Source organism: Paenibacillus sp. Cedars, assembly GCF_003184205.1.
In the GTDB taxonomy this organism is placed as follows: domain Bacteria; phylum Bacillota; class Bacilli; order Paenibacillales; family Paenibacillaceae; genus Paenibacillus_AQ; species Paenibacillus_AQ glucanolyticus.
Genome location: NZ_CP020866.1, coordinates 5642749 through 5664889 on the forward strand (window position 1 = coordinate 5642749; position 22141 = coordinate 5664889).

Genomic DNA, 22141 nt, shown 5'->3' on the forward strand with positions numbered 1-22141 from the left:
TTAACATGCAAATTCAATTGAGCAGACCACCGGACCGCAAGCCGCCTTATTGGCTGCCGCTTACGACCATCCTCACCGTCATACTCGTGATCTCCCTCATGCTGTGGTTCGAGAAGCCGCCGCAAGCCAGAAGCACCGATACCCCCGCAACCGAATTCTCTGCTGAACGCGCAATGGTCCATGTCGAGCAAATCGCCCAGCAGCCCCATCCGCTGGGATCTTCCGCCCATGCAGAGGTGAGGGCCTATTTGGTGGAACAGATGGAGCAGCTAGGCTTGAACCCGGACGTTCAAGAATTTAATGGCCGCCTGACAACGAAATACATCGACCAGAGCGTTCAGCTTACGAACATCTTGGGTGTCATTAAGGGCACAGGATCCGGTAAACCGCTCCTGCTCATGTCCCACTACGACTCCGTTCCGGCCGGACCCGGGGCCAATGATGCTTCGGTCAGCGTTGCCTCATTGCTGGAAACGGCACGAGCGATTCAAGCTGGTCCCCCGCCGCAGAACGACATATGGATCCTGCTTACAGACGGGGAAGAGAAAGGGCTGTTGGGTGCTGAAGTGTTCTTCCGGGATCCTCAGCACCGCGAGATCGGCATGATTGCGAATTTTGAAGCCCGGGGATCGAAGGGCTCGTCCTTCATGTTCCAGACGAGTGATAGCAACGGGCGGATCATCGAAGAATATGCCCGGGCTGTATCCAACCCGGTCAGCAACTCGCTCTTGGTGGCCCTGTACAAACAGCTTCCCAATGATACCGATCTGACGGTGGCGCTGGAGCACGGTCTTCCGGGGCTGAACTTTGCCTATGGTGATGGGTGGGTAGCTTATCATACTCCTATGGACAACACGGACAACGTCTCCCTTGAGACCATGCAGCATCAAGGCGAGAACGCACTCGCCATGGCTAAACATTTCGGCAATCTCGACTTGTCTGACCTGTCTTCGGAAGGCGACCGCGTCTATTTCAATCTGTTCGGACTGCTGCTTCACTACCCTGCAAAATGGGTGGTTGCCATCACCCTTGTGCTCGCGGCGATATGGCTGGGTTTGGTGTTCATGTTTGCCCGCATCTCATCTCTCAGCATAAAGGGGAGCCTGATCGGCCTGCTGATCCCGATTCTGGCAGCTGTTCTATCCACCGCGCTAAGCTATGGCTTATGGAAGCTGATTGATGCGCTGTGGGCCGGTAAAATGACGCAGCCCTCAGGCGCAACCTACGACTCACTTCTGTACAGTGTCAGCTTCATACTGGTAACACTCATCGTTCATGTTGCCCTTACCCGATGGATCCTACGGAAAGCGAATGAACTGGAAATGCTGCTGGGGGGAGCATTCTTATTCCTGCTTCTGCTTGTCGGCTCATCCTGGCTCCTGCCGGGAGCAAGTTATCTGTTTGCGATTCCGCTGCTGGTCCATTTCATCGCTTTAGCGTGGACCGCATTTACCCGGGATCCGCTGCAATCCTTGCATCATCCAGCTGTGGTACTCACCACCACGCTCGTTCCTATCCTGTTGTTCGCCTCCATCTTTCATATTGTGTTCCTCTTGCTGCCGCCTGGGATTCACCTGTTCAGTGTTGTCCTGATCGGGTTCATACTTGCCTTGATGTCACCGGCCGTACGAATGCTCGCGCAATCCTGGAAATGGGCCGTGCCCGCTGCCTTCATCGCCATCATCGTTCTGCTCGGCATCGGCTGGACTCAGGCCGAGCCCGGACCGGATCGGCCCGTGTACGAGAGAAGGTAGCCTACGTCTCGCACCTACCGTGCTGATCCCATGTACGAGGGCACACCCGGTATGGGTACCATGAAATGCCAAACAAGCAAACGCGAATCACGTTTGCTTGTTTTTTTACAACTATCAAGCTAAACCCATGCTACTTCACCATATCCTGCCAATGCGGGGGCACCTCATGCGTCTCCAGATGCTGAAATTCCACCAGTTTGACCATACCACCGGGAAGCGTTGGGGCTACCTCGAAGACAAGCCGGTCCTTTCCGACCGTAATATGCGGACCGACCGTTGGGTGTGCCTCGAGTGTAAGGATGAAATGAAAGCCGCGAAAGCCGTTCACCCTCTTCACTTCGGTCACATCCACATAATATGGGTAGACAATGAGCTGCTCTTTAAGCGATTTGGAGTAATGCTCACGAACCGCAGCCTCAATATGAGGAAGAAGAATGATCATCAGCATGTCTTGATATTGCAGCTCGGTGCTGTCCCTCTTCGGTGAAGGAGAGGTATTCTCTGCATGGGATGTCAGCGGTAAACCAGTAGTCATAACGACAACAAGGATCAGCACCATGAAGCGTTTGTTCATGATTCTACAATCACCTCCTGCCGAAACTCTTTGGTTTTAGGTTCCCCCAACCGATAGAATTGATGTAACACAAGGGCCGAAGTGTGATCTGCCATATAGATTAATCAGATTTCGTACGATATTATAGGTGGAAGGAACTGCTACTTCGCATCGGCCCATTTTCCTTCGTAACCACCATCATATGACGCATACGAGCGGCTGCGAGGGGGAGGATATCCATCATTATGAAAAAAAGGATTATGATCATGTCTGCAACTATCATTGCACTTTTAGTCATCATTATTGTCTCAGCAAGCTTCTACTTCTATAACGTTGCCATTGCACGTGCCGACAAAACCTTCCTGGACGGCAACCCGGATCTGGAAGCCAACTCCAACATCGACAATCCGTTTGCGGACAGCAAGGATTGGTGGGCCAGGCAAAGCCTGCAGGAATGGAGTCTCACATCGGACGACGGTCTCAAGCTGTATGCGTACTATTTGCCCGCCGCCGCACCCACGGACAAAACCGTCATTATCGCACACGGATATTCCGGGCATTCAGAGCTGATGAGCGGGTTCGCCCAAATGTACCGTGAGGACTTGGGTTATAACGTGCTGCTGCCCGATGCCCGCGGACACGGAAAAAGCGAAGGTGATTATATCGGATTCGGATGGCCCGAACGCAAGGACTATCTGAAATGGATCGATTTAGTCATCGAGCGTACGGGTGAGAAGTCCCAAATCGTTCTTCATGGCGTATCCATGGGCGGTGCCACGGTGATGATGACCAGTGGCGAGGAGCTTCCTCCCCAGGTAAAGGCCATTGTGGAGGACTGCGGATATACCTCGGTTACGGATGAGCTGACCTATCAGCTGAAGCGCATGTATAAGCTGCCTTCTTTCCCGCTTGTTCAGTCCACGAGCCTGCTGACCAAGATTCGGGCCGGATACTCATTCGGCGAAGCCTCGGCACTGGAGCAGGTTAAGAAGTCCAAGACGCCGATGCTGTTTATTCACGGCGGCGGGGATTTATTCGTTCCTACCGAGATGGTATATGAACTGTACAAGAATGGTCCGGAGCAGAAGAGGTTATTCGTCGTTCCTGACGCAGGCCATGGCATGGCGCGTCAATTCGATCCCGAGGGGTATGACCGGGAAGTAACGGAGTTTATCGGCACATACGTGCAATAGAGAAAGAGCAGTCCATGCGGACTGCTCTTCTGTGTTGAGAGGACGGTTTGGACACATGACTTAATTGGACTGAAGCAGCTCATTCACCATACGAATTCCTTCAGCATGCTCGGGGTCCAGCTCAACCGATTTCTCATAATGCATTAGCGCCAGCGCGCGTTCACCCGCAAGCAGATACATCTCGCCAAGACTATCATGAAGGTTCGAGGATCCCGGGAAAATCTGTACGGACAGTTCGAGCAGCCTTACTTGATTTCTCTCCGCATAAGCAGGTAATAATTAACTATAGCTGAACACTACCCGTCTGCTAAGATTAAGAAGAGTTGGGCGCTAACCTAGCAATCTCTGGCTCTCTATCAAGGTCAAGGCGGTTATACAACATGAATCCTAGAAAAACTTCCCGGCGTCTCTACAGTTCCATGCTGATGGTGATCGCTGGATTTGTCCTGTACGTCCTGTATGCCAACTTCATCCACGACCCACAGGCCGGTGAATTTCTAAGCCACAAGGAAAGCCCGAAGCGCACGGTGCCAGTGTCAGCCTGGCTGAACGTGATGTATGTACATGTGATTTTTGCATGTATTGCCATGGTTGGCGGCGCGATGAACTTCTCGAACACGGTGCTGCAAAAGTACCGGCGATTTCACCGGGCGAACGGTTATGTCTACGTCGCTTCCGTCATGGTGGTTGTGCTGACCTCCGGGTATATGGCTCCTTACGCAACCGGCGGCAAGTTAACGAGTGTCCCGTTCAATCTGCTGAACATCATCTGGCCCGCGATAACGGTCATCGCCATTCTAAAAATCAAAAAGAAACAGATCCATCAACATCGCCAATGGATGGCGAGAAGTTATGCCTTCTGCTTCACGAACCTGTTCATTCATCTGTTTGCGGCTGTGTTCCACAGCGGATTCGGACTCGCCTATAAAACGAGTTATGTCATCGGGGTGTACAGTGCCATTCTGTCCCTGTTTCTACTGGCTGAGATTGTGGTGCGAACCGTGTTTCGGGAACCGCCGCCCCAGTTGGGGGATGTAACAGCACGGTAGAAGACCCTATACCCGCCACACAGCAGAAAAAGCCGCGTGAGAACGCGGCCCTTTTATTATCATTCCTTTATGGTTGCATCCCCGGTCTTTTTCCCTCGGACAACATTCCATTTATGTTCTCGATGAGTTGTGGGAGCTCGGACATCGTATGAATCGTAAAGTCCGCCCCGTTCCGGATAAACGTCTGCTCGGCCTTCGCGATCGCAGCTTCCCGCTCCGATTCCGACAAGGCCTGGAATTCGTCCAGGCTCAGGCCCATTTCCGAGCTGCCGATGACGACTCCAACCGACCATACGCCTGCGTTCACGCCCTCTTTTACATCCGAGACGGTGTCGCCCACCTTAACGACTTTCCATGAAGCCGACAATTGGAGAAACTCCATATTCCGATAGATCATGTAAGGGTATGGTCTTCCCTTCGAGTGTGTGTCATCCGGGGTGAAATAGACATCCGGACTGTAACCCTTCTGCCGGGCATTCGAGACAACAACCTCCATCATATTGCTTGTATAGCCTGTTGTGGAGCCAATCTTCAGCCCTTGTGACTTCAACGCTTCCACCGTCTCGATGACACCCGGAATCGGGTCCGTATACTCGGATAAGGAAGCCATTAAGGCCGGCTCAAACTCCGCATACAGCCGCTGCACATCCTGCTCTTGATAAGCTTCTCCATACTTCGCTTCCCATAGAGCCGATACTCTCGGCATCGACAGCATGGCACGGATATGATCGATCTTCAGCATGCCCATCGGTGCTCTCGCTTCGTCCATCGTCACTTCAATACCCGCATTCTTGAAAATATCGACAAACACATTCACAGGTGCAAAACATCCGAAATCAACGGCCGTTCCGGCCCAGTCCAATATAACGCCTTCGATTCTGTTCATTGTGCTATCACTCCCCTATATTCTTCGATAATGCGGCATAACTCCTCGATGTCCTGTTCATAGATTTCCCCGATATTCCCGATGCGGAAGGTATCCACGTCGGTCAGTTTGCCCGGGTATATGACATAGCCTCTTTCTTTGATATAAGCGTAAAATTGCCCAAAGCTAAACCCTTCACCAGGGAACAGAAACGTTGTGATAATTGGTGATTGCTTGTCTTCGGTTATATAGGCATGAATGCCGATCCGGGCCAATTTCTCCCGCAGCAGGCGATTGTTATTCCGGTAGCGTCTGAATCTGGCGGATACGCCGCCTTCTGCATCCAGCTCATCCAGCGCTTTGGAGAATGCCGCCACCACATGCGTCGGTGAGGTATAGCGCCATTTGCCATCCTTGTCCATGCCCTTCCACTGATCGTACAGATCCAGCGACAGGCTGCGTGCAATCCCCTCGCATAACGCAAGCTTCTCCAGCTTGGCGATGACGAATCCAAATCCCGGGACGCCTTGAATGCATTTATTCGCACTGCTGATCAGGTAATCGATGCCAAGACCCTGAACGTCAATCTCCATTCCGCCAAAGCTGCTCATGGCATCGATAATAAGGGTTTTCCCATACTCCTTGGACAGCCTGGATACCATCTCCAGCGGGTTCAGTATCCCCGTTGTTGTCTCGCAATGCACCATCGCAATATGCGTAATTCGCAGATCCTTTTGAAGTCTCGAGCGCAGCTCATCCTCACTTGGTTGTTCATTGTAATTCAACTTGTATTCCGCGTAATGCAGTCCGATGTACTCCGCCATCTTCACGAGTCGCTCGCCATAGGCGCCGTTGGTCACGATCAGCACCTTATCTTCCTTCGATATGGTTGACGTCATCACGGATTCGACGGCAAACGTTCCGCTTCCCTGCATCAGAACAGCTGTGTATTGTGCCGCATCCGCCCCGGCTAATGCCAGAAGCTGTGATCTGATTTTTTGCGTAATGGATTTATATTCGTCATCCCATGTACAGCGGTCAAGGAGCATCTCCTCCTTCACCGAGCTGGTTGTCGTCAAAGGGCCGGGTGTCAAAAGTTTATATTTATTCATATCGTATCGCTCCTAAGGTGCCTATTCTTTAGATCCGTTGAAAAATTGCTGGTGCTCTTCCAACAGCTCAACCGTCAATGGTTTCTCGAACTTCATGGCGTACGCTGGTTTATTGACCTCATCCACAGTCTCCCCCTCATACAGGGCTACCGGATAGTTCACAATCAGATCTTTTCTGGCGTCCTTGATCAGGGTTTCCGCCATTTTCATCGCCAAATCTGTTGTGGCATTCTCCTTGTCCACCACCGCAACCGACTCGGTCAGGGAGAAGTTGCCTTCAACCGGATCCACGTAATCAATCGGTGCACCGGCAGCTTTGGCCGCAACGGCCTGATGCCGGAGTCCAAACCCGGCTGCTACTTCGCCGGCCTGCACCTTCTTGATCGGACCCGAGCCCGAGCTTTCCAGATGCGGTCCGACATTGGCAATCAGATCATGGAGCACCTGCCGGCCTGCGTCTTCACCGTATTGGCTGATAATCGCCTGAACCAGCAGCCAGCCGGTGGAGGAATCCATGATGTTCGGAATCGATACGAGTCCGCTGAATTCCGGTTTGGTCAGGTCGGTGATGGAGGTTGGCATCGGCAAGCCTTTTTCCTTCAACACCTCCGTATTGACGAAGATGGACCCGGTATTCGCCAGAATCGGCGTGTAATAGGCCGGATAGGAGTCAACGGCGCCTGTATCAAAAGCCAGGTCCTTGAACATGGAATGCTCGCTCTGCGAGCTCTCGATAAAGTACGAGCTCATCGTGATCAAGTCGGCCTCGATTTTGTTCCCTTCGGCCATGAGCTTGCCTCCCAGCTCTGAAGTGCCTAGTGATTGCACGAGATATTGTCCGTCATATCCCGCGTTCTTCAACGAGGTTTCCATCGCGGCGACGGCTTCTTCATCCCCGTTCGTGTAGATGACCACCTTCTTCGCTTCCCCCGCGCTGCCGCTGCCACAGGCAGCCAGTGCAAACACCATGCTGATAGCGATTAATGACAGCAGCATTCCTTTTAACGTTTTGATCATGAGTAACTCCACTCCTTGTTGTGTTGTTATATTAGAAATCAAGTGAAAAGATGGGTCTAACTTGCTTGCGCATATCTTTGATTGAATTGCAGATTATGCTTCTGGGCACGGTACTTCTTGCTTCTTGCTTGGTGCTTCGTGCTGTCACCCAGCGAAAGAGGACGGAATCGTACTGGAGAAGCGTATGCGTTCGCCTCGGATTTCTGCAGTTGATTCATTCAATCAGAGAAATCTGAAGATAACAGCGATCGGAAGTACGATCCGGCGTCGCAGCGGACATGCATCCCTTGCAGCAATAGCTCAGCGTCGAACGGAAGTCCTCCGCTGCCATGCGTCGCACACCAGCTTGATGATCAGATTCGTGAAGAAGATCAGCATCGACAGCACGAAGATTTCATTAAACTTGGCGAAATGCTGCAGCTCTTTGATCTTGCTGGCAACAAGCGACGTCTGGGCCGATACGAGAAAGATAATCCCGCTGACCGTCACCATAGCGTTGATGAAATAGTAGCCAAACATCTCGATGACGGTTGAGGCCGAGTTCGGCAGGATCACCCGATATACGGTCTTGAACCAGCTGTCGCCCAACAGCTCCCCGGTAGTCTCCCAGGATGGATTCATTTTGGACAGAGAGTTCTTGGCCATTAAGTACGGCGTCGTAAAGAAATGCACGATATTGCATAAGACAATAATGACAAACGTGCCCTTCAGGCTGCTTCCATTAAAGAGGAGCAGGTAGGAGATCCCCAGCACCATGCCGGGTACCGTATTGGTAATCATCGATACCATATCTACCGCCGATCGGGCTTTTAACGAGGTGCGGACATTGAGCAATGCCGATCCGTATGCCATCAGGGTTCCGAACAGAGCCGTCAGGAGGGCGACCCAGAGCGAGTTGCGATATACCCCCGTCAAATCGCTCGATTGAAACACGTCCCGTACATGCTTGAACGTAAACGTCAGGTCATAGGGATAACTGCTCAGCCATGGTGCAATGAACATCACGGCAAAAATAGAGAGCATTCCAAGCACGATCACCGATGAAATAACTCCGAATGCGATATCCCGCACTCGGTGCCGCGGCAGCTCGATATCCGACAGCTTGTCATAGTGAAAATTCCATTTCTCCAGATAATTCAGCAGCCAGATGCCGAACACGGCCGGAATCAGCATCAGAACCGCAATAACAGCGCCTTGGTTGAAGTCCGGAATGGAGCCCAGCATCACCTGATACAGCTGCGTTGCCACGACGGGATAGGTACCGCCAACGGAAGCCGGTATCCCGAAATCCGTAAAACTTAAAATAAAGGAAAGTACAAAAGCTCCGCCCAGCGCACCCGCGAGAGGGCGCAGAATGGTGTTCATGAAACTTCTCATCGTTCCGTCTCCCATTAACTTGGATACGATGATGAACTTTTTATCAATGTATTGAAAAGCGTTATGGATCAGCAGGAATACGGGAGGCAGCGTGTATACGACATAGCCGATGAGTAATCCGTTCAATCCGTAGATTTCGAACAAATTGCGTCCGGCAAGCCGGGTGATCAATCCCTGGTTACCAAACGAATACATAATGGCGAACCCATACGTAATCGTCGGAAGCAGCATCGGGACGATGATGACGGTTTTCAACACCCCTTTGAGGGGCTGATATATCCTCGTGCAATGAATGGAGTACGCCAGCATAAATCCCAGGATGGTTGTGATCAGCGCCGTTAACGCCGATACCTTCACACTGTTGCCGATCGCTGTCATCAATTCCCGGTTCGAGCCTAGTGACATATAGTGACCGAGGGTAAATCCCTGATCGGACTCGAAGGAACGAACCAGCAATATAAGCAACGGCAGGAACAGAAACCCAGCGAACAAGATCAGAATGACGGTGAAGATTACCCGCATTTCCGGCTTCACATTAGGCATAATGCTCACCGAACAGATTGTAAATATTCTGCCTTTTGATATGCAGCTGCTTGATGATGAACTGCTTCACAAAATCATCCTGGGGATGATGAACAATCTCCTGTGGCGTACCGAACTGGGCGATTTTCCCTTGGTTAATAATCAGGATTTTATCGGACAGCGTCAGCGCCTCCTCCGGATCATGCGTCACAATGATCGTGGTGAGTTTGAATTCTCTGGCAATCGACTGGATACGCTGCTTGATCGACTCCTTAATGACGCCATCCAGCGCACTGAGCGGTTCGTCGAGCAGCAGAATTTTCGGCTTGGTGACAAGTGTTCTTGCCAGGGCCACCCTCTGCTTCTGACCCCCTGACAGCTCGCTGATCCTCTTCTTCAAGTGGGGCTGTAGCTCCAGAAAGTCGATGTATTCCTGTACCTCCTGCTCACTCAGAGTTCCCTTCTTATTGCGCAGCCCGTATACAATATTGTCGTAGGCATTCAAATTCGGGAATAAGGCATAATCCTGAAAAACAATATTAAAGCCCCGCTTCTTCATCGGTACGCTGCTCAGATCCTGATCATGGAACACGATGCTTCCCTGGTCCATCCGGGTGAGTCCCAAAATGATATTCAGTAATGTGGTCTTTCCGCTGCCGCTCGGACCAAGCAGTGACACAATCTCACCTGTACCGATTTCTACGCTGATGTCATCCAAAACCACTTTATCGTCGAATTGTTTGCTTATATGCTGAAGCTTCAACAATCGGCTCACCTCCTTGAACACATCCTCAGTATAAAAACCATATGTAAACAAGAATCATGCAAACTGTTAAATGTAAGTAAATTATGCATATATCATTCATAAATTAATACTAATTGTTGACTATATTTAACTGTATCACATGCCTAACTTACGAATAATATGGGTAAATCTATTGAATATGGAGGCACGAATGAGTAAACTAGACTTGAAAGCGAGCGTCAACTACTAATGCAAATTGAATGGGTGAGGGCGAATGTTTCCACTGGAGAGGCACAAGAAAATACTAGAGCTGCTTACGATTAGAAAAGTATTAAAGATCACGGAACTAACCGAAGAGCTGAATATCTCTGTGGATACACTGCGCCGGGATCTGAACACTTTGACCAAGCAAGGCCGGATTGAGAAGATTTACGGCGGGGTTAAACTCGTAGAGTCCCGGTTCGGCGAATCCTCCATGGATGAGCGTATGGTCAGCCAGCTGGAAGAGAAGGACAGGATCGCCCGCAAAAGCAGTGAATTCATCCATGACGGCGATTGTATCTACATCGACAGCGGCTCGACCACGTATCAGATCGCCAAATACGTGAAGCATAAGAAGAAGCTGACGGTGGTTACGAATTCGCTTCCGGTTGCGATTGAGCTGATGGACAGCGATGTAGAGCTGATTATGATTGGCGGCAAAATCCGGCGCGAGGAACAGTCCATCGTAGCGTATGAATACATTTTCAACTTCCATGAGCTGAATGTGCTGAAGGCCTTCATCTGCTGCAGCGGCATTACCATCGAGAAAGGCATTTCCGACTATAATCTGGAAGAAGCCATTACTCGTAAAAAAATGATCGAGCTGTCCAAAGAGGTGTTTGTTATGGCGGACAGCACCAAGTTTGGCAAAGACGTTACCATCTCTATCGCATCACTCGACAAAATTGATACCATCGTGACAGATGCCAACGTCAATGCAAGCCTCATTCCAAAATTCAAAAAAACCAGTACAACGCTAGTGATTGCGGATGAATAGAATAAACATCAAAACGGACATTCTCCATCGCCGAAGCTTCAGCGATGATGGGAATGTCCGTTTTGGCATTTCACGTTGGATATACCGATGCTGCTTATGAGCGCTAACCTTCTCGAATCCCTCCACCCGTACCATGTTCCCTTCTTACCTAATGCCGCCAATCCCTCGGCACAACGAGAGCCATCAAGCCTCATGCGGTTGTACTCTAGATTTAAAGCCCATATAATGTAATGAAGAATAGGATATTTTTGTTATTTTACTTAGATACTCATGCAGGTAGAGGAGGAAGTAGGACATGAACGTGGGATCAGCACGAGCAGCAGCCACCGATTGGGTCTTGCAGCATGCCAGCAGGGAGCCCGGCTTTATGGGTGCCTATTTTAGCGGCTCCACCGTAGGGAAGCCGGATGATGCCGAGATGGCCCCGTCCTCGGACATCGACGTTGTCGTTGTCACTGAAGACGCAGAACCCCCTCTCAAGCTCGGAAAGTTTGTCTACCAGGACGCCTTGATTGAGGCCACCTATCTTTCCTGGCGGGACCTGTCCTCGCCCGAGCAGGTATTAACGTCCTATCATCTGGTCGGCAGCTTTCGGGTAGACACCCTGATGTCCGATCCGACCGGGCAGCTCCGCAAGCTGCAAACAGAGGTTTCCCGGCATTTCGCCGAGAGGATCTGGGTCAGCCGCCGCTGCGAGAATGTGCGAGAACGCATCATTACCGGGCTCAGATCCATCGATCCTTCTGCCTCCTGGCATAGACAGGTTACCTCCTGGCTCTTCCCTACCGGCGTTACGACCCACTTGCTGCTGGTTGCCGCTCTTCGGAACCCAACCGTCAGACTGCGTTATGCGGCAGCCCGCGATGTGCTTAAGGAATACGGCCGAGAGGAAATCTACGAAGAGTTGTTAAGACTGCTGGGCTGTAAGGACATGACGGCCGAGCAAGCGATGAATCATCTCAATGGACTCTCTCGAACCTTCGACGCCGCTGCCGCGATTGCGAAGACAACTTTCTTCTTCAGCAGCGATATTACCGTGGACGCAAGACCGATTGCTATTGAAGGCAGCCGCGAGCTGATCCTGAACGGCAGCCATCGAGAGGCTGTTTTCTGGATGGTCGCCACCTTTGCACGCTGCCACAACATTTTGGAAGCTGATGGACCTCCTGAGTTTCAACGGGAATACGCCCCGGCCTTTGACGCCATACTTGCGGATCTTGGCATTACATCCACGGCAGATCTGCAAAAGCGGGCAGACGAAGTCATTCGCTTCCTACCCACGCTTTGGAACATCACGGAGGGGATTCTGGAGGCCAATCCCGAAGTAACAGGAGGCCCAGAGCCGACCTAGAATTTCTATATAATTTAAGACCACGCCCCCATATGGCAAGCGTGGTCTTTGTTTTTGTATATGGGGATCTCCTGGTCACCGAACCGCCAGAACAACGCATCCTATCCAGACTTTACCACTGGTTACAGTTCCACCCAACAGAAGCATTTGCCCTTCCCAAAACCCCGAACGATCTTTCCTTTCACTCATACAAATGGAAATTTCCTTAAAGTGGATTTACATTTATGTTATTACGTAATATAATAATTACGTAATAACATAAATTTACGATAAGTGAGGTTGATGACTCCTATGACACGCGACCTGCTCCATGAAATGGATGTCTTACAGAAACAAATGGCGGCGCTGCAGCAGCTTGTATACCAAGCTCTGGTGGAACGAAAACCAGCTTCCGCATCAAACCAGCAGCCCCAAGAAATCACTTCAGCATCCAACATACATGTCTCGAACCATGAACCCGGCTCCGTCTTTTACTCCGGACAGGTGCACCTGAACGGCGATGGACTCCGGTGGGAGCCCCAGGAACGCCGAATGGAGCAATTGCTGGACATGAACACCGAGAAGGCAGCCAAAATCCTCGCAGCCCTGGGCAATAAGCAGCGCCTCGATATTTTAAAGGCCGTCATGACAGAGCCCTTGACCGGCTCCGAGCTGGTGGAACGCTTGAACATGGGGACGACCGGCCAGCTGTATCATCACCTCAAGGCGCTTCTCGGCGCGGATTTACTCGTGCAAGAGCACGGTGGACGCTACGCTCTGCCCAAGCACCGGAGCCTGCCGTTCCTGCTGCTGCTGTCTGCGGCGGGCGATCTTCTTGATACGAGCGATTATCTGGAAATGACAGAAACCCGCAATCATGCGGGGATGTATTTCGGAACCTCGCAGAATTTCGATATTCATCAGCTGCTCTGGGCGGTGGTGGAGAATTCGATATTGGAGCATACGAACGGGTACGGCAATCAGATTGGCATCTTTCTGCATGGGGATGGCAGCGTAACGGTGACCGACAACGGCAGAGGCATTCCCGTGCAGGCCCTTCCGAATTCCAGCATTCCTGCCGTCCAATCGATTCTGACCGATGTCCACCGCTTGAATTCAAGCGCACACTTCCTCGTCCCTGGCGCGGAAAAAGGCATCAGTATCGCCGTGGTCAATGCCCTCTCTCAGCGTCTGGCCGTAGAGATTCGTCGCGACGGCAAGGTGTATCGTCAAGAGTACCGCCACGGCATTCCGCAAACCGGACTTTTGACAGTTGGTTTGACTCAAGACACTGGCACCAGTGTGACTTTCAAACCCGAGCCCGAATTATTCGGCTCCGCCTTTGAAATGAACCACATCATGGAGCGGAAGAAGGCGATTGACGCGGATTATCCTGAGCTCACCCTAACGATCGGTGACATTGCTGAATAAAAGAAACGCAGGAGATCGGTTTCGCACCCCCTTTTTTCCCAGTCTGTAGTAATGTAGTAAGCTCCCGTGCAAACCGGCTTTACGCGCCTGTGATATACTGAGCTTGAACGAACGCTAATCGAGGTGATGTAGAATGTTGGAACGTTCTATGGAGAATGTAATGGAATCCGAACAGGAAAGGGGATGTTGCGATTAAACAAAATAAGAAAAGAGGACGATACACATGCACACACAGCGTACGATCATGAGCGACGGATTTGCTTTGAGTGTTTCCATTCATGGAAGGGGCATGCCCATATTGGTGGTGGGAAGCAGTATTTACTATCCCCGCTTATTTTCGGAGTTGCTCTATACCCAATTTCAATTGATTTTCCTGGATCACAGAGGATTTGTGAAGCCCCCTCGAGCACTGGAACCGGAAGACTATACACTGGATCAGGTTCTGGATGATATCGAAACGGCAAAACAAACGCTGGGACTGGAGGATTTTATCATATTAGGGCATTCGGGGCACGCCTTCATGGCCTTGGAGTATGCCGCCCAATATCCGGAGTCTGTCCGGAAGGTCATTCTGCTGAATGCTGCGCCGACCAACAGCCTGGAACGACAGCAGCAGAGTTTGGATGGCTTCAACGAGACGGCAAGTCCTGCCCGGAAGCTGCAGTTTGAAGGTGATATGGCCCTGCTGGAAGGTGATATTCAGAGGGAGCCCGAGCGGCGCTTTGTTCATATGTGCATCCGGATGGGAGCCCACAGCTTCTATAACTATGCCTTTGATGCGGCATCGATGTGGGATGGAGTTTTCACGAACATGCCCGTTATGGATCATTTATGGGGAGAGGCTTTCGCGCAGCTCAATCTGATCGAATCACTGAAAGGCTTCACCAAGCCGATATTCCTCGGTCTTGGGCGTTACGACTACCTGGTCGGCCCCGTATCGCTATGGGATACTGTCGACGGGTCGCAAGAGAACGTGAAGAAGGTCATTTTTGAAAAAAGCGGCCATAATCCGATGTTCGAGGAGCCTGAGCTTTTTGAGGCCATATTAACGGCTTGGATTCATGAAACAGACAGCTAATCCGGTGAAGTAACTAACGTATACCGATGGATGAACTAAGAGGAGCCCGCAGCATTCCCGCTGGGGCTCCTCTTCTGTGGTACTAGTGTTTCAACCGATAAACCCTCGCTTCATACGGCTTCAGCGGCAGCGTGCGGACGCTCTTCTCCTTGCCGACCTCCATGTTGGAAATCAACAGCTCGAATTCACGGTACTTGATATCCTTCGACAGATTGAATACCGTTTCATCTGCCGTCAGGTTCGTGATGATCAGCAATTGCTCGTCTTCCAGCGTTCGGGTGTACGCATAAATCCGCTTATGATTCTTCAACAGAAGCTCATAGGAGCCGTATACCAATGCAGGATGCGCCTTGCGAATTTCAATCATTTTTTTATAGTAGTGATAGATGGAATTCGGATCTTTCCGTGCCTTCTCGACATGGATCTCCTTGTAATTCGGATTTACCTTCAGCCACGGGGTGCCGCTCGTGAATCCTGCCTGCTCCCCGTCATTCCACTGCATCGGTGTTCGGGAATTATCCCGTCCATTCTTCCAGATGATCCTCATGATCTCGTCATGACTCTTGCCGTTCTCGGATTCGATGCGGTACAGATTCTTGATTGCCACATCATTGTAGTCCTCAATGGATTCAAACTGCACGTTTGTCATTCCGATTTCCTGGCCTTGATAGATAAACGGAGTCCCCTGCATGAAGAAATACATCGTAGCCAGCGACTTGGCGGATGCATCCCAATACGCACCGTCATTGCCCCATGTAGATACCGACCGCGGCTGGTCGTGATTCTCCATGAAGAGAGCGTTCCAGCCTACGCCTTCAAGGCCCTTTTGCCAGCGGGTCAGGGTTTTCTTAAGCGCATAAATGTCTACGCCCCCGGTAACACTCTTACTCCAAAGTCCCATGTGCTCAAATTGAAAAATCATGTTAAATTTGCCGCTGGACTCTCCTACCCACAGATCCGCATCCTGAACGCTGACGCCGTTCGCTTCGCCCACCGTCATAATGTCATACCGATCAAACGTCTCTTGCTTCAGCTCGTTCAGGAACATATGAATGCCTTCCCGGTTCATATGTCCGTCCATGGAAGGCACATATCTCAGCTTGTATTTATTTGGCATATCGGGGAATCCCGGTACCTTCTTGATGTGGGAGATCGCATCAATCCGGAAGCCATCGATACCTTTATCCAGCCACCAGTTGATCATATCGTACAGTTCCCGGCGCACGTTCGGATTTTCCCAATTCAGGTCCGGCTGTTTGCGGGAGAAAATGTGCATGTAGTACTGTTCCGTCGGTTCATCATATTCCCACACGGAACCACCGAAGATGCTCTCCCAGTTGTTCGGCTCCTCGCCGTTCTTGGCATCCGTCCATATATAATAATCGCGCTTGGGATTGCTCTTGCTCGAACGCGATTCGACAAACCATGGATGCTCATCGGAGGTATGGTTGATCACCAGGTCCATGATCAGTTTCATGCCCCGATTATGAACCTCTTGGAGCAGCTGATCAAAATCCTGAATCGTTCCAAACTCTTCCATGATGTCCTGATAATCGGAAATGTCGTATCCGTTATCGTCGTTCGGCGATTTGTATATCGGGCAAATCCAGATGACATCGATGCCGAGCTCCTTCAAGTAATCCAGCTTCGATATAATACCTTGCAAATCTCCGATGCCATCGCCATTGCTGTCCATAAAACTTCGAGGGTAGATCTGATACGCTACGGCCTCTTTCCACCAAATTCTATCTGTCATTCGTGCACTCCTCGTATGTTGTCCTTGTTTGTTATCGTTTTGCTCTATATGGACTCTAAAAATACATCCTTCATCATTATCCATTGTCTGCGTTCCCCGTCAAGTCCCCATATAAGGTTCCATCTATGGTGTAGAAACTCTGTAATTAGAAATTCGTGAGAATTTCCTGGAAAACAACTAATTATCGTATGTAGCTGTTCAGGCTAGGACCGCTTCGCCTGCTGAATCCGTGGATGATTGAGGTTAAGTTAACAAGGCTATTTCGTGTCCATTCGGACACAGGAGCCGTTATTTGCTTAAAACCACTCTATTTGCGAGTCCAATCGGACACAGGTTCCGTTATTTGCTCAAATCACGGATAAATACCCCGAAAATTGTGAAATAACGGATCTCTTGTCCTCATATCGTTACAAATCAGCAAAAAACAACAAAATAGCGGAACCACGGTCCTCTAAAAACGGCCAATCCATACTTGATCGTAAATGATACCCGTGCTCCCTTGATGAAGCCCTGTTTTTCCCCAAGATCTTGGCGCAAGATACATTAACACCTAGGGTCTCGTAGAAAGTACATAACCCATAAGGCCATTGTACAGAGCACATACACCCTAAGTCATACAGAGCACATAAACCCTAAGGTCCTCATAAAGAGCACATTAGCTCTTAGGGCGATCGTACAGAGCACATCTAACCACTAGGGTCATTGCAGAGTATATAAATCCTAAGGTCATCGTACAGAGTACAAACCCCCAAGGGTCATCCTACAAAGTTACAAAGTACATAAATCCCCCAAGTCATCGCACGGAACACAAAATCCCCTAAAGTCATCATACAAAGCACATAATCCCTAGGACTCGTCGTACGAAGCACATACTCAACGGATTCAGCACCCGCTCTCCCAACTCCATCTGCCTCAACCTTCCTTCAAGATTTAAGGAGGCGGAACCCTTCCGCCCCCCTCAGAAGGACAACCCCTCCAGCCTGCGGGTCTCCTCCTCAATCCGGCTTGTATCGATACGTTCAAACAAGAGCTCCACGTGATGGAGGGGCTCGCCAGCCGGAACATTGCACCAATTCCACGCTGCTGGCTTCAACGAGAGAAAGCCTCTTATTTTCTCACAGGAAAACGGGATAAACGGCTGCAGCAGATTCGTCAGGTTAGCGATGATCTGAACACAGGTGAAGAGGGTATCCCCGCAAGCTTCGCGATCCTCCTTGACCTGAATCCATGGCTTGCGCTCATCAAAATATTTGTTCGCATGACGTACCGTACTAAAAATTAATTCCAGCGCCTCCTTCAATCGCCCCTCTTCGATGAGCGTTCCGGCCTCCCGGTACAATGACTCCATACGTCTCTGCCACTCTTCAGTTATGCGCCCTTCGGGTACCTTCCCGTCAAACGATTTGTTCACAAACACCAAAGTTCGATTCACGAGATTCCCAAAAGCTCCAAGCAGCTCGCCATTATGGCTATGAATGAACTCCCGCCAGGAAAAATCGGTATCCCGCTTCTCGGGACCGTTCGCAATGAGGAAGTAGCGGATCGAATCCGGCTGATAGCGACTTAGCAAATCCGGTACCCAGATCGCCCAGTTCCGACTGGTCGAGAACTTCTTCCCTTCCAGCGTCATGTACTCACAGGAAATGATCCGATCCGGCACATGCAGTCCTCCGGCACCCTTAAGCAGCGCTGGCCAGATCAATGTGTGAAACGGGATATTGTCTTTCCCATGAACATAATAAGCTGTTATATCCTCCCTCTCTTTCAGCCAAAAGGACTCCCAATCGCCGCCCGTTTCCGCGGCCCACTGCTTGCTGGCGGATAGATAGCCGCTTACCGCCTCAATCCATACATAGATTTTCTTATCCTCGAAGCCAGGGACGGGTACATCCACTCCCCAAGTGAGATCCCTCGTCGCCGCCCGGTCCACAAGCCCTTCCTCCAGATATCTTCGAGTCAGCTGGATCGCATTCTCCCGCCAGCCCTTGGCGTTATTCAGGTCATCGGTGAGCTCTCCTTGAAAATGCGACAGCGAAACATAATAATGCTCGGTTGGCCGTTCTACTGGCGGGTTGCCGCAGATTTTGCAGGCTCTGTTACTCAGATCCGACGGATCCAGTAGGGTTGAACAGACGTCGCACTGGTCACCGCGAGCCCTGCTGCCGCATACCGGACAGTCTCCTTCCACATAACGGTCCGGCAGAAACCGCCGATCGGTCTCGCAATACGTCTGCTGGATCGTTTTCCGATACAGATGGCCGTTATCCAGCAGCTTCAGAAACAGCTCCTGAACCACGCCATGATGAAATTCCTGATCGGTTCGCGTATACAAATCGTAGGAAAAACCCAGCTGTTCGAAGCATTTCGCAAACTCTCCATGATACCGATCCGCAATATCCCGAGGCGTTACCCCCTCTTGAATCGCCTGCACCGCCACCGGCGTACCATGGCAATCGCTGCCGGACACATACAACACCTGCTCTCCCTTCGCGCGGAAATAACGTGCTAACACGTCGCCGGGCAGTAAGCTTGCGAGCCTCCCCAAATGTAAGGAACCGTTGGCATAAGGCCAGGCACCGCCGATAAAAATGTTTGTCATATCGTTCATCCTCCTTTTTATGGACAACAAAAAAAGCCCTCATCCCAAAGGGACGAGAGCTTGTCGCTCACGTGGTACCACCCAATTTCATTCATGCCTCGCGGCACTCACCTCTTCGGGTACGGCGCGAATCATCGCGGGTATACCCTAGCATGTTAACGGATGCGGGTTCCGGCACAGCCTACAACCCGCTTACGGGTTTCGGTGCACAGCTCAGAGACCATGTTCCCAAGGTTCTTTCCTTACCCCTTTTCACCAGCCGGGGCTCTCTGTTCAAAGACGTCGCCAAGGTACTCTTTCTCTTCATTGCTTTTGCTTGATTTATTCAAGTTATTGGAGATAATACCCGATCCTAACTCAAGAAGTCAAGAGGAAGGAGGCGAGGCCTTTCTTACTTTCGTCTACCGTCCCGCAGCGCCCCCACTTTCTTGCCCAGCATGATATTCAATTTCTTGCGGGCTCTGCTCATGCGATTCCGTACATTGACAGGCTCAATCTGAAGGACTTCCGCTATTTCCAAGGTGTTGAATTTCTCATAGTAATACAAATACATCGGCTGTCTCAAGGTTTCAGGCAATGCAAGCACAGCGGACAGCAGAGCATCGCCTGGATCCTCACTACCAATAGCCAATTCCGGAGGTGTCTGCATGGTGCATTCGCTTAAACGATCCCTAGAAAGAAAGTCCATCGATATCAGCTCCATTTCGTCATAGGTTGATCCATTCTTCCTTATCACCCCTTTAAGGTTGAACTTAGGCCCGCTTACTGATCGGTCGAAATGGCCTTACATAGCGTAGTTCAGGAGTTGATTGGCCGGTCTTTGAGGACCGTGGTTCCGCTATTTTGCTGTTTTCTGCTGGTTTGTAACATTATGAGGACAAGAGATCCGTTATTTCAGGATTTTCGATGATTAATCCTCGATTCTGGCACATTAACGGAACCTGTGTCCGTGTGGACAGGAAAATAGAGTGGTTTTTAGCGAATAACGGAACCTGTGTCCGAGTGGATAGGAAAATAGAGAGGTTTTCAGCGAATAATGGAACCTGTGTCCGACTGGACGAAAGTGGACCGCAGTGTCAGGAATAAAGCACCCCATGTCGGGTTATCGAGATCAAGCTCCGGACTTGCCTGTATTTCCAAGCCTCTCCAGCCTCCTGATCCCGCTCCATCTGCTGCTGCCGTATGAGGTAATCCACAACAAATCAATTGTTCATCCCCACCTCTCTCCTTTCCCTGCCCATAAGTTCATATTTTTTTGAACTAATTAATTTAGTTCAATTATATACAAACCAATAATAAGTTCAATATTTATTTTTCCCAGGTTGTGGTATCCTAAAAACGGATAGATGAGCCCTTGAAGGAGAATGACCATGACCTTAATCAGAATTGACTATTCGCCTGTTCACGAGCTGGTAACCAGCTTGTTCGCATATACAGACAATAAAAATCAACTGCACGATCTCGGCAATAAATGGAGGAAGGAAATTGAGAAGAAGCTGCCTGCATCTTTTAAGAAGAAGCTGGAAGAGCTGAACCTGTACGAAACCATTGCTTATCTGCATCTGATCATTGTCGACAGCCCGGAAAAAGACAACGTCGAGCGGTTTCTCAGCTGGTTCAAAAGCTTAGGCGAAGGTCAGTTGTATGAGCTCTTGGCGCCTTATCTTGAGGATGGAATACCCATGGGGCTTAAAACGTTCCGTGACCTTAGCCATGAGATCATGTTAGAGTGGCAACAGGCCTATACCATCCCGCCTGAGATTCATGAATTACTGGGGCGCTCCGCCGCACGTATGGAACAATTGAAGCCACAACTTTCATACATCGATCTGATTGATGAAGCAACGAGCGGCATTGTGCTGGATTCCTCAGACGAATACAACGGCCTGCTTCTCATCCCCACCTATCACATCAAGCCGCTGAACCGGCTGGACTTTGTGAGCAATCAACTCATCGTTAGCTATGCCGTAGACGATGAGCAGATTGACGAGGATACACCAACCAATCAGCTGCTGCGCATGACCAAGGGATTGGCTGACGAGAAGAGGCTGACGCTGCTGCACATTTTGGCTAACGGACCGGTCACATTTACCGAATTGCAGCAGAAGACCAAGCTCTCCAAGAGCAATCTCCACTATCACCTGTCCCTGCTCAAAACCGCGGGGCTCTTGCGAATGCATTTCAAAATGCCAAACGAAAAATATAAATACAGCGCAAGACCCGAGTCATTCAATCAACTGAAGGGTTTACTGGAGTCTTATGTGTTCGGACTTACAGGCTACAATGATCGGTGAGGAGGAATAATGGGTGTTTATCATCTTTGTAGGTGCGGTCCTCGGCGTCATGCAAACGTTATTGAACTTCATTATCGTTGACAAAGAAGAAAGCAAGTTCAAAAAAATGTACGATACCGCCGGAGCCTCATATTATTTCCGCGGAAGCGTGATCTTCTTCATCGTGATTATCGGAATTGCAATCATCGGCTTCTTGGACATAATCACGGCGGCAGCTATTCAGCGGATGTTTCTCGTCTCCCTGATTATTGCTCTGGCCCTTCGCGCGTATATGGAATGGAAGTACCTCCGCAATACGAACCAGCATAAAGCCACGCTGATCCTATTAGGCACCCTGCTTCTTTTTTCTGTATTTTTCTTTTTGTTAAAATAAGTTCATGCTCATCACAAAAAAGCCTGGAACACAAGATTCCAGGCTCCAAGCTGC

The 22141-nt window shown here is 50.3% G+C and carries 18 protein-coding genes and 1 other annotated feature; of the genes, 9 read left to right on the forward strand and 9 right to left on the reverse strand.

Annotated features, from left to right (window positions below):
• Positions 1-5 precede the first annotated feature (5 nt).
• Positions 6-1754 carry a M28 family peptidase gene (locus B9D94_RS27220; RefSeq protein ID WP_148248452.1) on the forward strand — a complete coding sequence of 583 codons (1749 nt, stop codon included), beginning with the start codon at positions 6-8 and terminating at the stop codon, positions 1752-1754.
• Positions 1755-1884: 130 nt separating this feature from the next.
• Here the strand turns inward: B9D94_RS27220 and B9D94_RS27225 are convergent, their stop codons facing one another.
• Positions 1885-2328, reverse strand: a complete 444-nt coding sequence (locus B9D94_RS27225; protein ID WP_148248453.1) for a DUF3888 domain-containing protein — start codon at positions 2326-2328, stop codon at positions 1885-1887.
• 224 nt (positions 2329-2552) lie between these two features.
• Between B9D94_RS27225 and B9D94_RS27230 the strand changes: the two genes are divergently transcribed.
• Both B9D94_RS27230 and B9D94_RS27235 read left to right on the forward strand, forming a co-directional pair.
• On the forward strand, positions 2553-3500 hold the full coding sequence (locus tag B9D94_RS27230; RefSeq protein WP_148248454.1) for an alpha/beta hydrolase: 948 nt from the start codon (positions 2553-2555) through the stop codon (positions 3498-3500).
• Between the two features lie 380 nt (positions 3501-3880).
• A complete protein-coding gene (locus tag B9D94_RS27235) occupies positions 3881-4549 on the forward strand; it encodes a DUF2306 domain-containing protein (protein ID WP_076152543.1) in 669 nt (222 codons plus the stop codon).
• 67 nt (positions 4550-4616) lie between these two features.
• Here B9D94_RS27235 and phnX read toward each other — a convergent pair whose 3' ends face one another.
• The 5 genes from phnX to B9D94_RS27260 all read right to left on the reverse strand — a co-directional run bounded on the left by phnX (position 4617) and on the right by B9D94_RS27260 (position 10208).
• Positions 4617-5435, reverse strand: a complete 819-nt coding sequence (gene phnX / locus B9D94_RS27240; RefSeq protein ID WP_006207620.1) for a phosphonoacetaldehyde hydrolase — start codon at positions 5433-5435, stop codon at positions 4617-4619.
• On the reverse strand, positions 5432-6526 hold the full coding sequence (phnW, locus tag B9D94_RS27245; protein ID WP_148248455.1) for a 2-aminoethylphosphonate--pyruvate transaminase: 1095 nt from the start codon (positions 6524-6526) through the stop codon (positions 5432-5434). The genes phnX and phnW overlap by 4 nt, the downstream gene beginning before the upstream one ends.
• A 21-nt stretch (positions 6527-6547) precedes the next feature.
• Positions 6548-7543, reverse strand: a complete 996-nt coding sequence (locus tag B9D94_RS27250; RefSeq protein ID WP_036644328.1) for an extracellular solute-binding protein — start codon at positions 7541-7543, stop codon at positions 6548-6550.
• A gap of 300 nt (positions 7544-7843) precedes the next feature.
• Positions 7844-9463 (reverse strand): ABC transporter permease subunit, encoded by a 1620-nt coding sequence (locus B9D94_RS27255; protein ID WP_148248456.1) that lies wholly within the window; start codon positions 9461-9463, stop codon positions 7844-7846.
• Entirely contained in the window at positions 9456-10208 is a 753-nt protein-coding gene (locus tag B9D94_RS27260) for an ABC transporter ATP-binding protein (protein WP_148248457.1), read from the reverse strand. The genes B9D94_RS27255 and B9D94_RS27260 overlap by 8 nt, the downstream gene beginning before the upstream one ends.
• A 253-nt stretch (positions 10209-10461) precedes the next feature.
• On the opposite strand from B9D94_RS27260, the gene B9D94_RS27265 reads away from it, so the two are divergent.
• The 4 genes from B9D94_RS27265 (at position 10462) to B9D94_RS27280 (ending at position 15065) form a co-directional block, all read left to right on the forward strand.
• Positions 10462-11226, forward strand: coding sequence for a DeoR/GlpR family DNA-binding transcription regulator (locus tag B9D94_RS27265; RefSeq protein WP_036644326.1), 765 nt, complete (start codon positions 10462-10464; stop codon positions 11224-11226).
• Between the two features lie 295 nt (positions 11227-11521).
• The gene (locus tag B9D94_RS27270) at positions 11522-12577 is read left to right on the forward strand and encodes a hypothetical protein (protein WP_148248458.1); all 1056 of its coding nucleotides are present in this window, start codon (positions 11522-11524) and stop codon (positions 12575-12577) included.
• 291 nt (positions 12578-12868) lie between these two features.
• A complete protein-coding gene (locus B9D94_RS27275) occupies positions 12869-13987 on the forward strand; it encodes an ATP-binding protein (protein ID WP_148248459.1) in 1119 nt (372 codons plus the stop codon).
• 223 nt (positions 13988-14210) lie between these two features.
• Entirely contained in the window at positions 14211-15065 is an 855-nt protein-coding gene (locus tag B9D94_RS27280) for an alpha/beta fold hydrolase (RefSeq protein WP_148248460.1), read from the forward strand.
• A gap of 82 nt (positions 15066-15147) precedes the next feature.
• Here the strand turns inward: B9D94_RS27280 and B9D94_RS27285 are convergent, their stop codons facing one another.
• The 3 genes from B9D94_RS27285 to B9D94_RS27295 form a co-directional block, all read right to left on the reverse strand.
• Positions 15148-16821: a glycoside hydrolase family 13 protein gene (locus B9D94_RS27285; RefSeq protein ID WP_148248461.1), complete on the reverse strand. Its 1674-nt coding sequence runs from the start codon at positions 16819-16821 to the stop codon at positions 15148-15150.
• Positions 16822-17779: 958 nt separating this feature from the next.
• On the reverse strand, positions 17780-19420 hold the full coding sequence (metG, locus tag B9D94_RS27290) for a methionine--tRNA ligase (protein WP_148248462.1): 1641 nt from the start codon (positions 19418-19420) through the stop codon (positions 17780-17782).
• A gap of 45 nt (positions 19421-19465) precedes the next feature.
• Positions 19466-19736: a binding site (T-box leader), on the reverse strand.
• Between the two features lie 75 nt (positions 19737-19811).
• Positions 19812-20108, reverse strand: coding sequence for a sigma factor-like helix-turn-helix DNA-binding protein (locus tag B9D94_RS27295; RefSeq protein ID WP_100086457.1), 297 nt, complete (start codon positions 20106-20108; stop codon positions 19812-19814).
• A 682-nt stretch (positions 20109-20790) separates the two neighbouring features.
• Between B9D94_RS27295 and B9D94_RS27300 the strand changes: the two genes are divergently transcribed.
• A complete protein-coding gene (locus tag B9D94_RS27300; protein WP_148248463.1) occupies positions 20791-21714 on the forward strand; it encodes an ArsR/SmtB family transcription factor in 924 nt (307 codons plus the stop codon).
• 13 nt (positions 21715-21727) lie between these two features.
• Entirely contained in the window at positions 21728-22087 is a 360-nt protein-coding gene (locus B9D94_RS27305; RefSeq protein WP_148248464.1) for a DUF4181 domain-containing protein, read from the forward strand.
• The last annotated feature ends 54 nt before the right edge of the window (positions 22088-22141 follow it).

Excerpts from the sequence above, each read along its gene's own strand:
- B9D94_RS27220 (WP_148248452.1), top strand. The coding sequence starts at position 6 with ATGCAAATTCAATTGAGCAGACCACCGGACCGCAAGCCGCCTTATTGG.
- B9D94_RS27225 (WP_148248453.1), bottom strand. The coding sequence starts at position 2,328 with ATGAACAAACGCTTCATGGTGCTGATCCTTGTTGTCGTTATGACTACT.
- B9D94_RS27230 (WP_148248454.1), top strand. The coding sequence starts at position 2,553 with ATGAAAAAAAGGATTATGATCATGTCTGCAACTATCATTGCACTTTTA.
- B9D94_RS27235 (WP_076152543.1), top strand. The coding sequence starts at position 3,881 with ATGAATCCTAGAAAAACTTCCCGGCGTCTCTACAGTTCCATGCTGATG.
- phnX (WP_006207620.1), bottom strand. The coding sequence starts at position 5,435 with ATGAACAGAATCGAAGGCGTTATATTGGACTGGGCCGGAACGGCCGTT.
- phnW (WP_148248455.1), bottom strand. The coding sequence starts at position 6,526 with ATGAATAAATATAAACTTTTGACACCCGGCCCTTTGACGACAACCAGC.
- B9D94_RS27250 (WP_036644328.1), bottom strand. The coding sequence starts at position 7,543 with ATGATCAAAACGTTAAAAGGAATGCTGCTGTCATTAATCGCTATCAGC.
- B9D94_RS27255 (WP_148248456.1), bottom strand. The coding sequence starts at position 9,463 with ATGCCTAATGTGAAGCCGGAAATGCGGGTAATCTTCACCGTCATTCTG.
- B9D94_RS27265 (WP_036644326.1), top strand. The coding sequence starts at position 10,462 with ATGTTTCCACTGGAGAGGCACAAGAAAATACTAGAGCTGCTTACGATT.
- B9D94_RS27270 (WP_148248458.1), top strand. The coding sequence starts at position 11,522 with ATGAACGTGGGATCAGCACGAGCAGCAGCCACCGATTGGGTCTTGCAG.
- B9D94_RS27275 (WP_148248459.1), top strand. The coding sequence starts at position 12,869 with ATGACACGCGACCTGCTCCATGAAATGGATGTCTTACAGAAACAAATG.
- B9D94_RS27280 (WP_148248460.1), top strand. The coding sequence starts at position 14,211 with ATGCACACACAGCGTACGATCATGAGCGACGGATTTGCTTTGAGTGTT.
- B9D94_RS27285 (WP_148248461.1), bottom strand. The coding sequence starts at position 16,821 with ATGACAGATAGAATTTGGTGGAAAGAGGCCGTAGCGTATCAGATCTAC.
- metG (WP_148248462.1), bottom strand. The coding sequence starts at position 19,420 with ATGACAAACATTTTTATCGGCGGTGCCTGGCCTTATGCCAACGGTTCC.
- B9D94_RS27295 (WP_100086457.1), bottom strand. The coding sequence starts at position 20,108 with ATGGACTTTCTTTCTAGGGATCGTTTAAGCGAATGCACCATGCAGACA.
- B9D94_RS27300 (WP_148248463.1), top strand. The coding sequence starts at position 20,791 with ATGACCTTAATCAGAATTGACTATTCGCCTGTTCACGAGCTGGTAACC.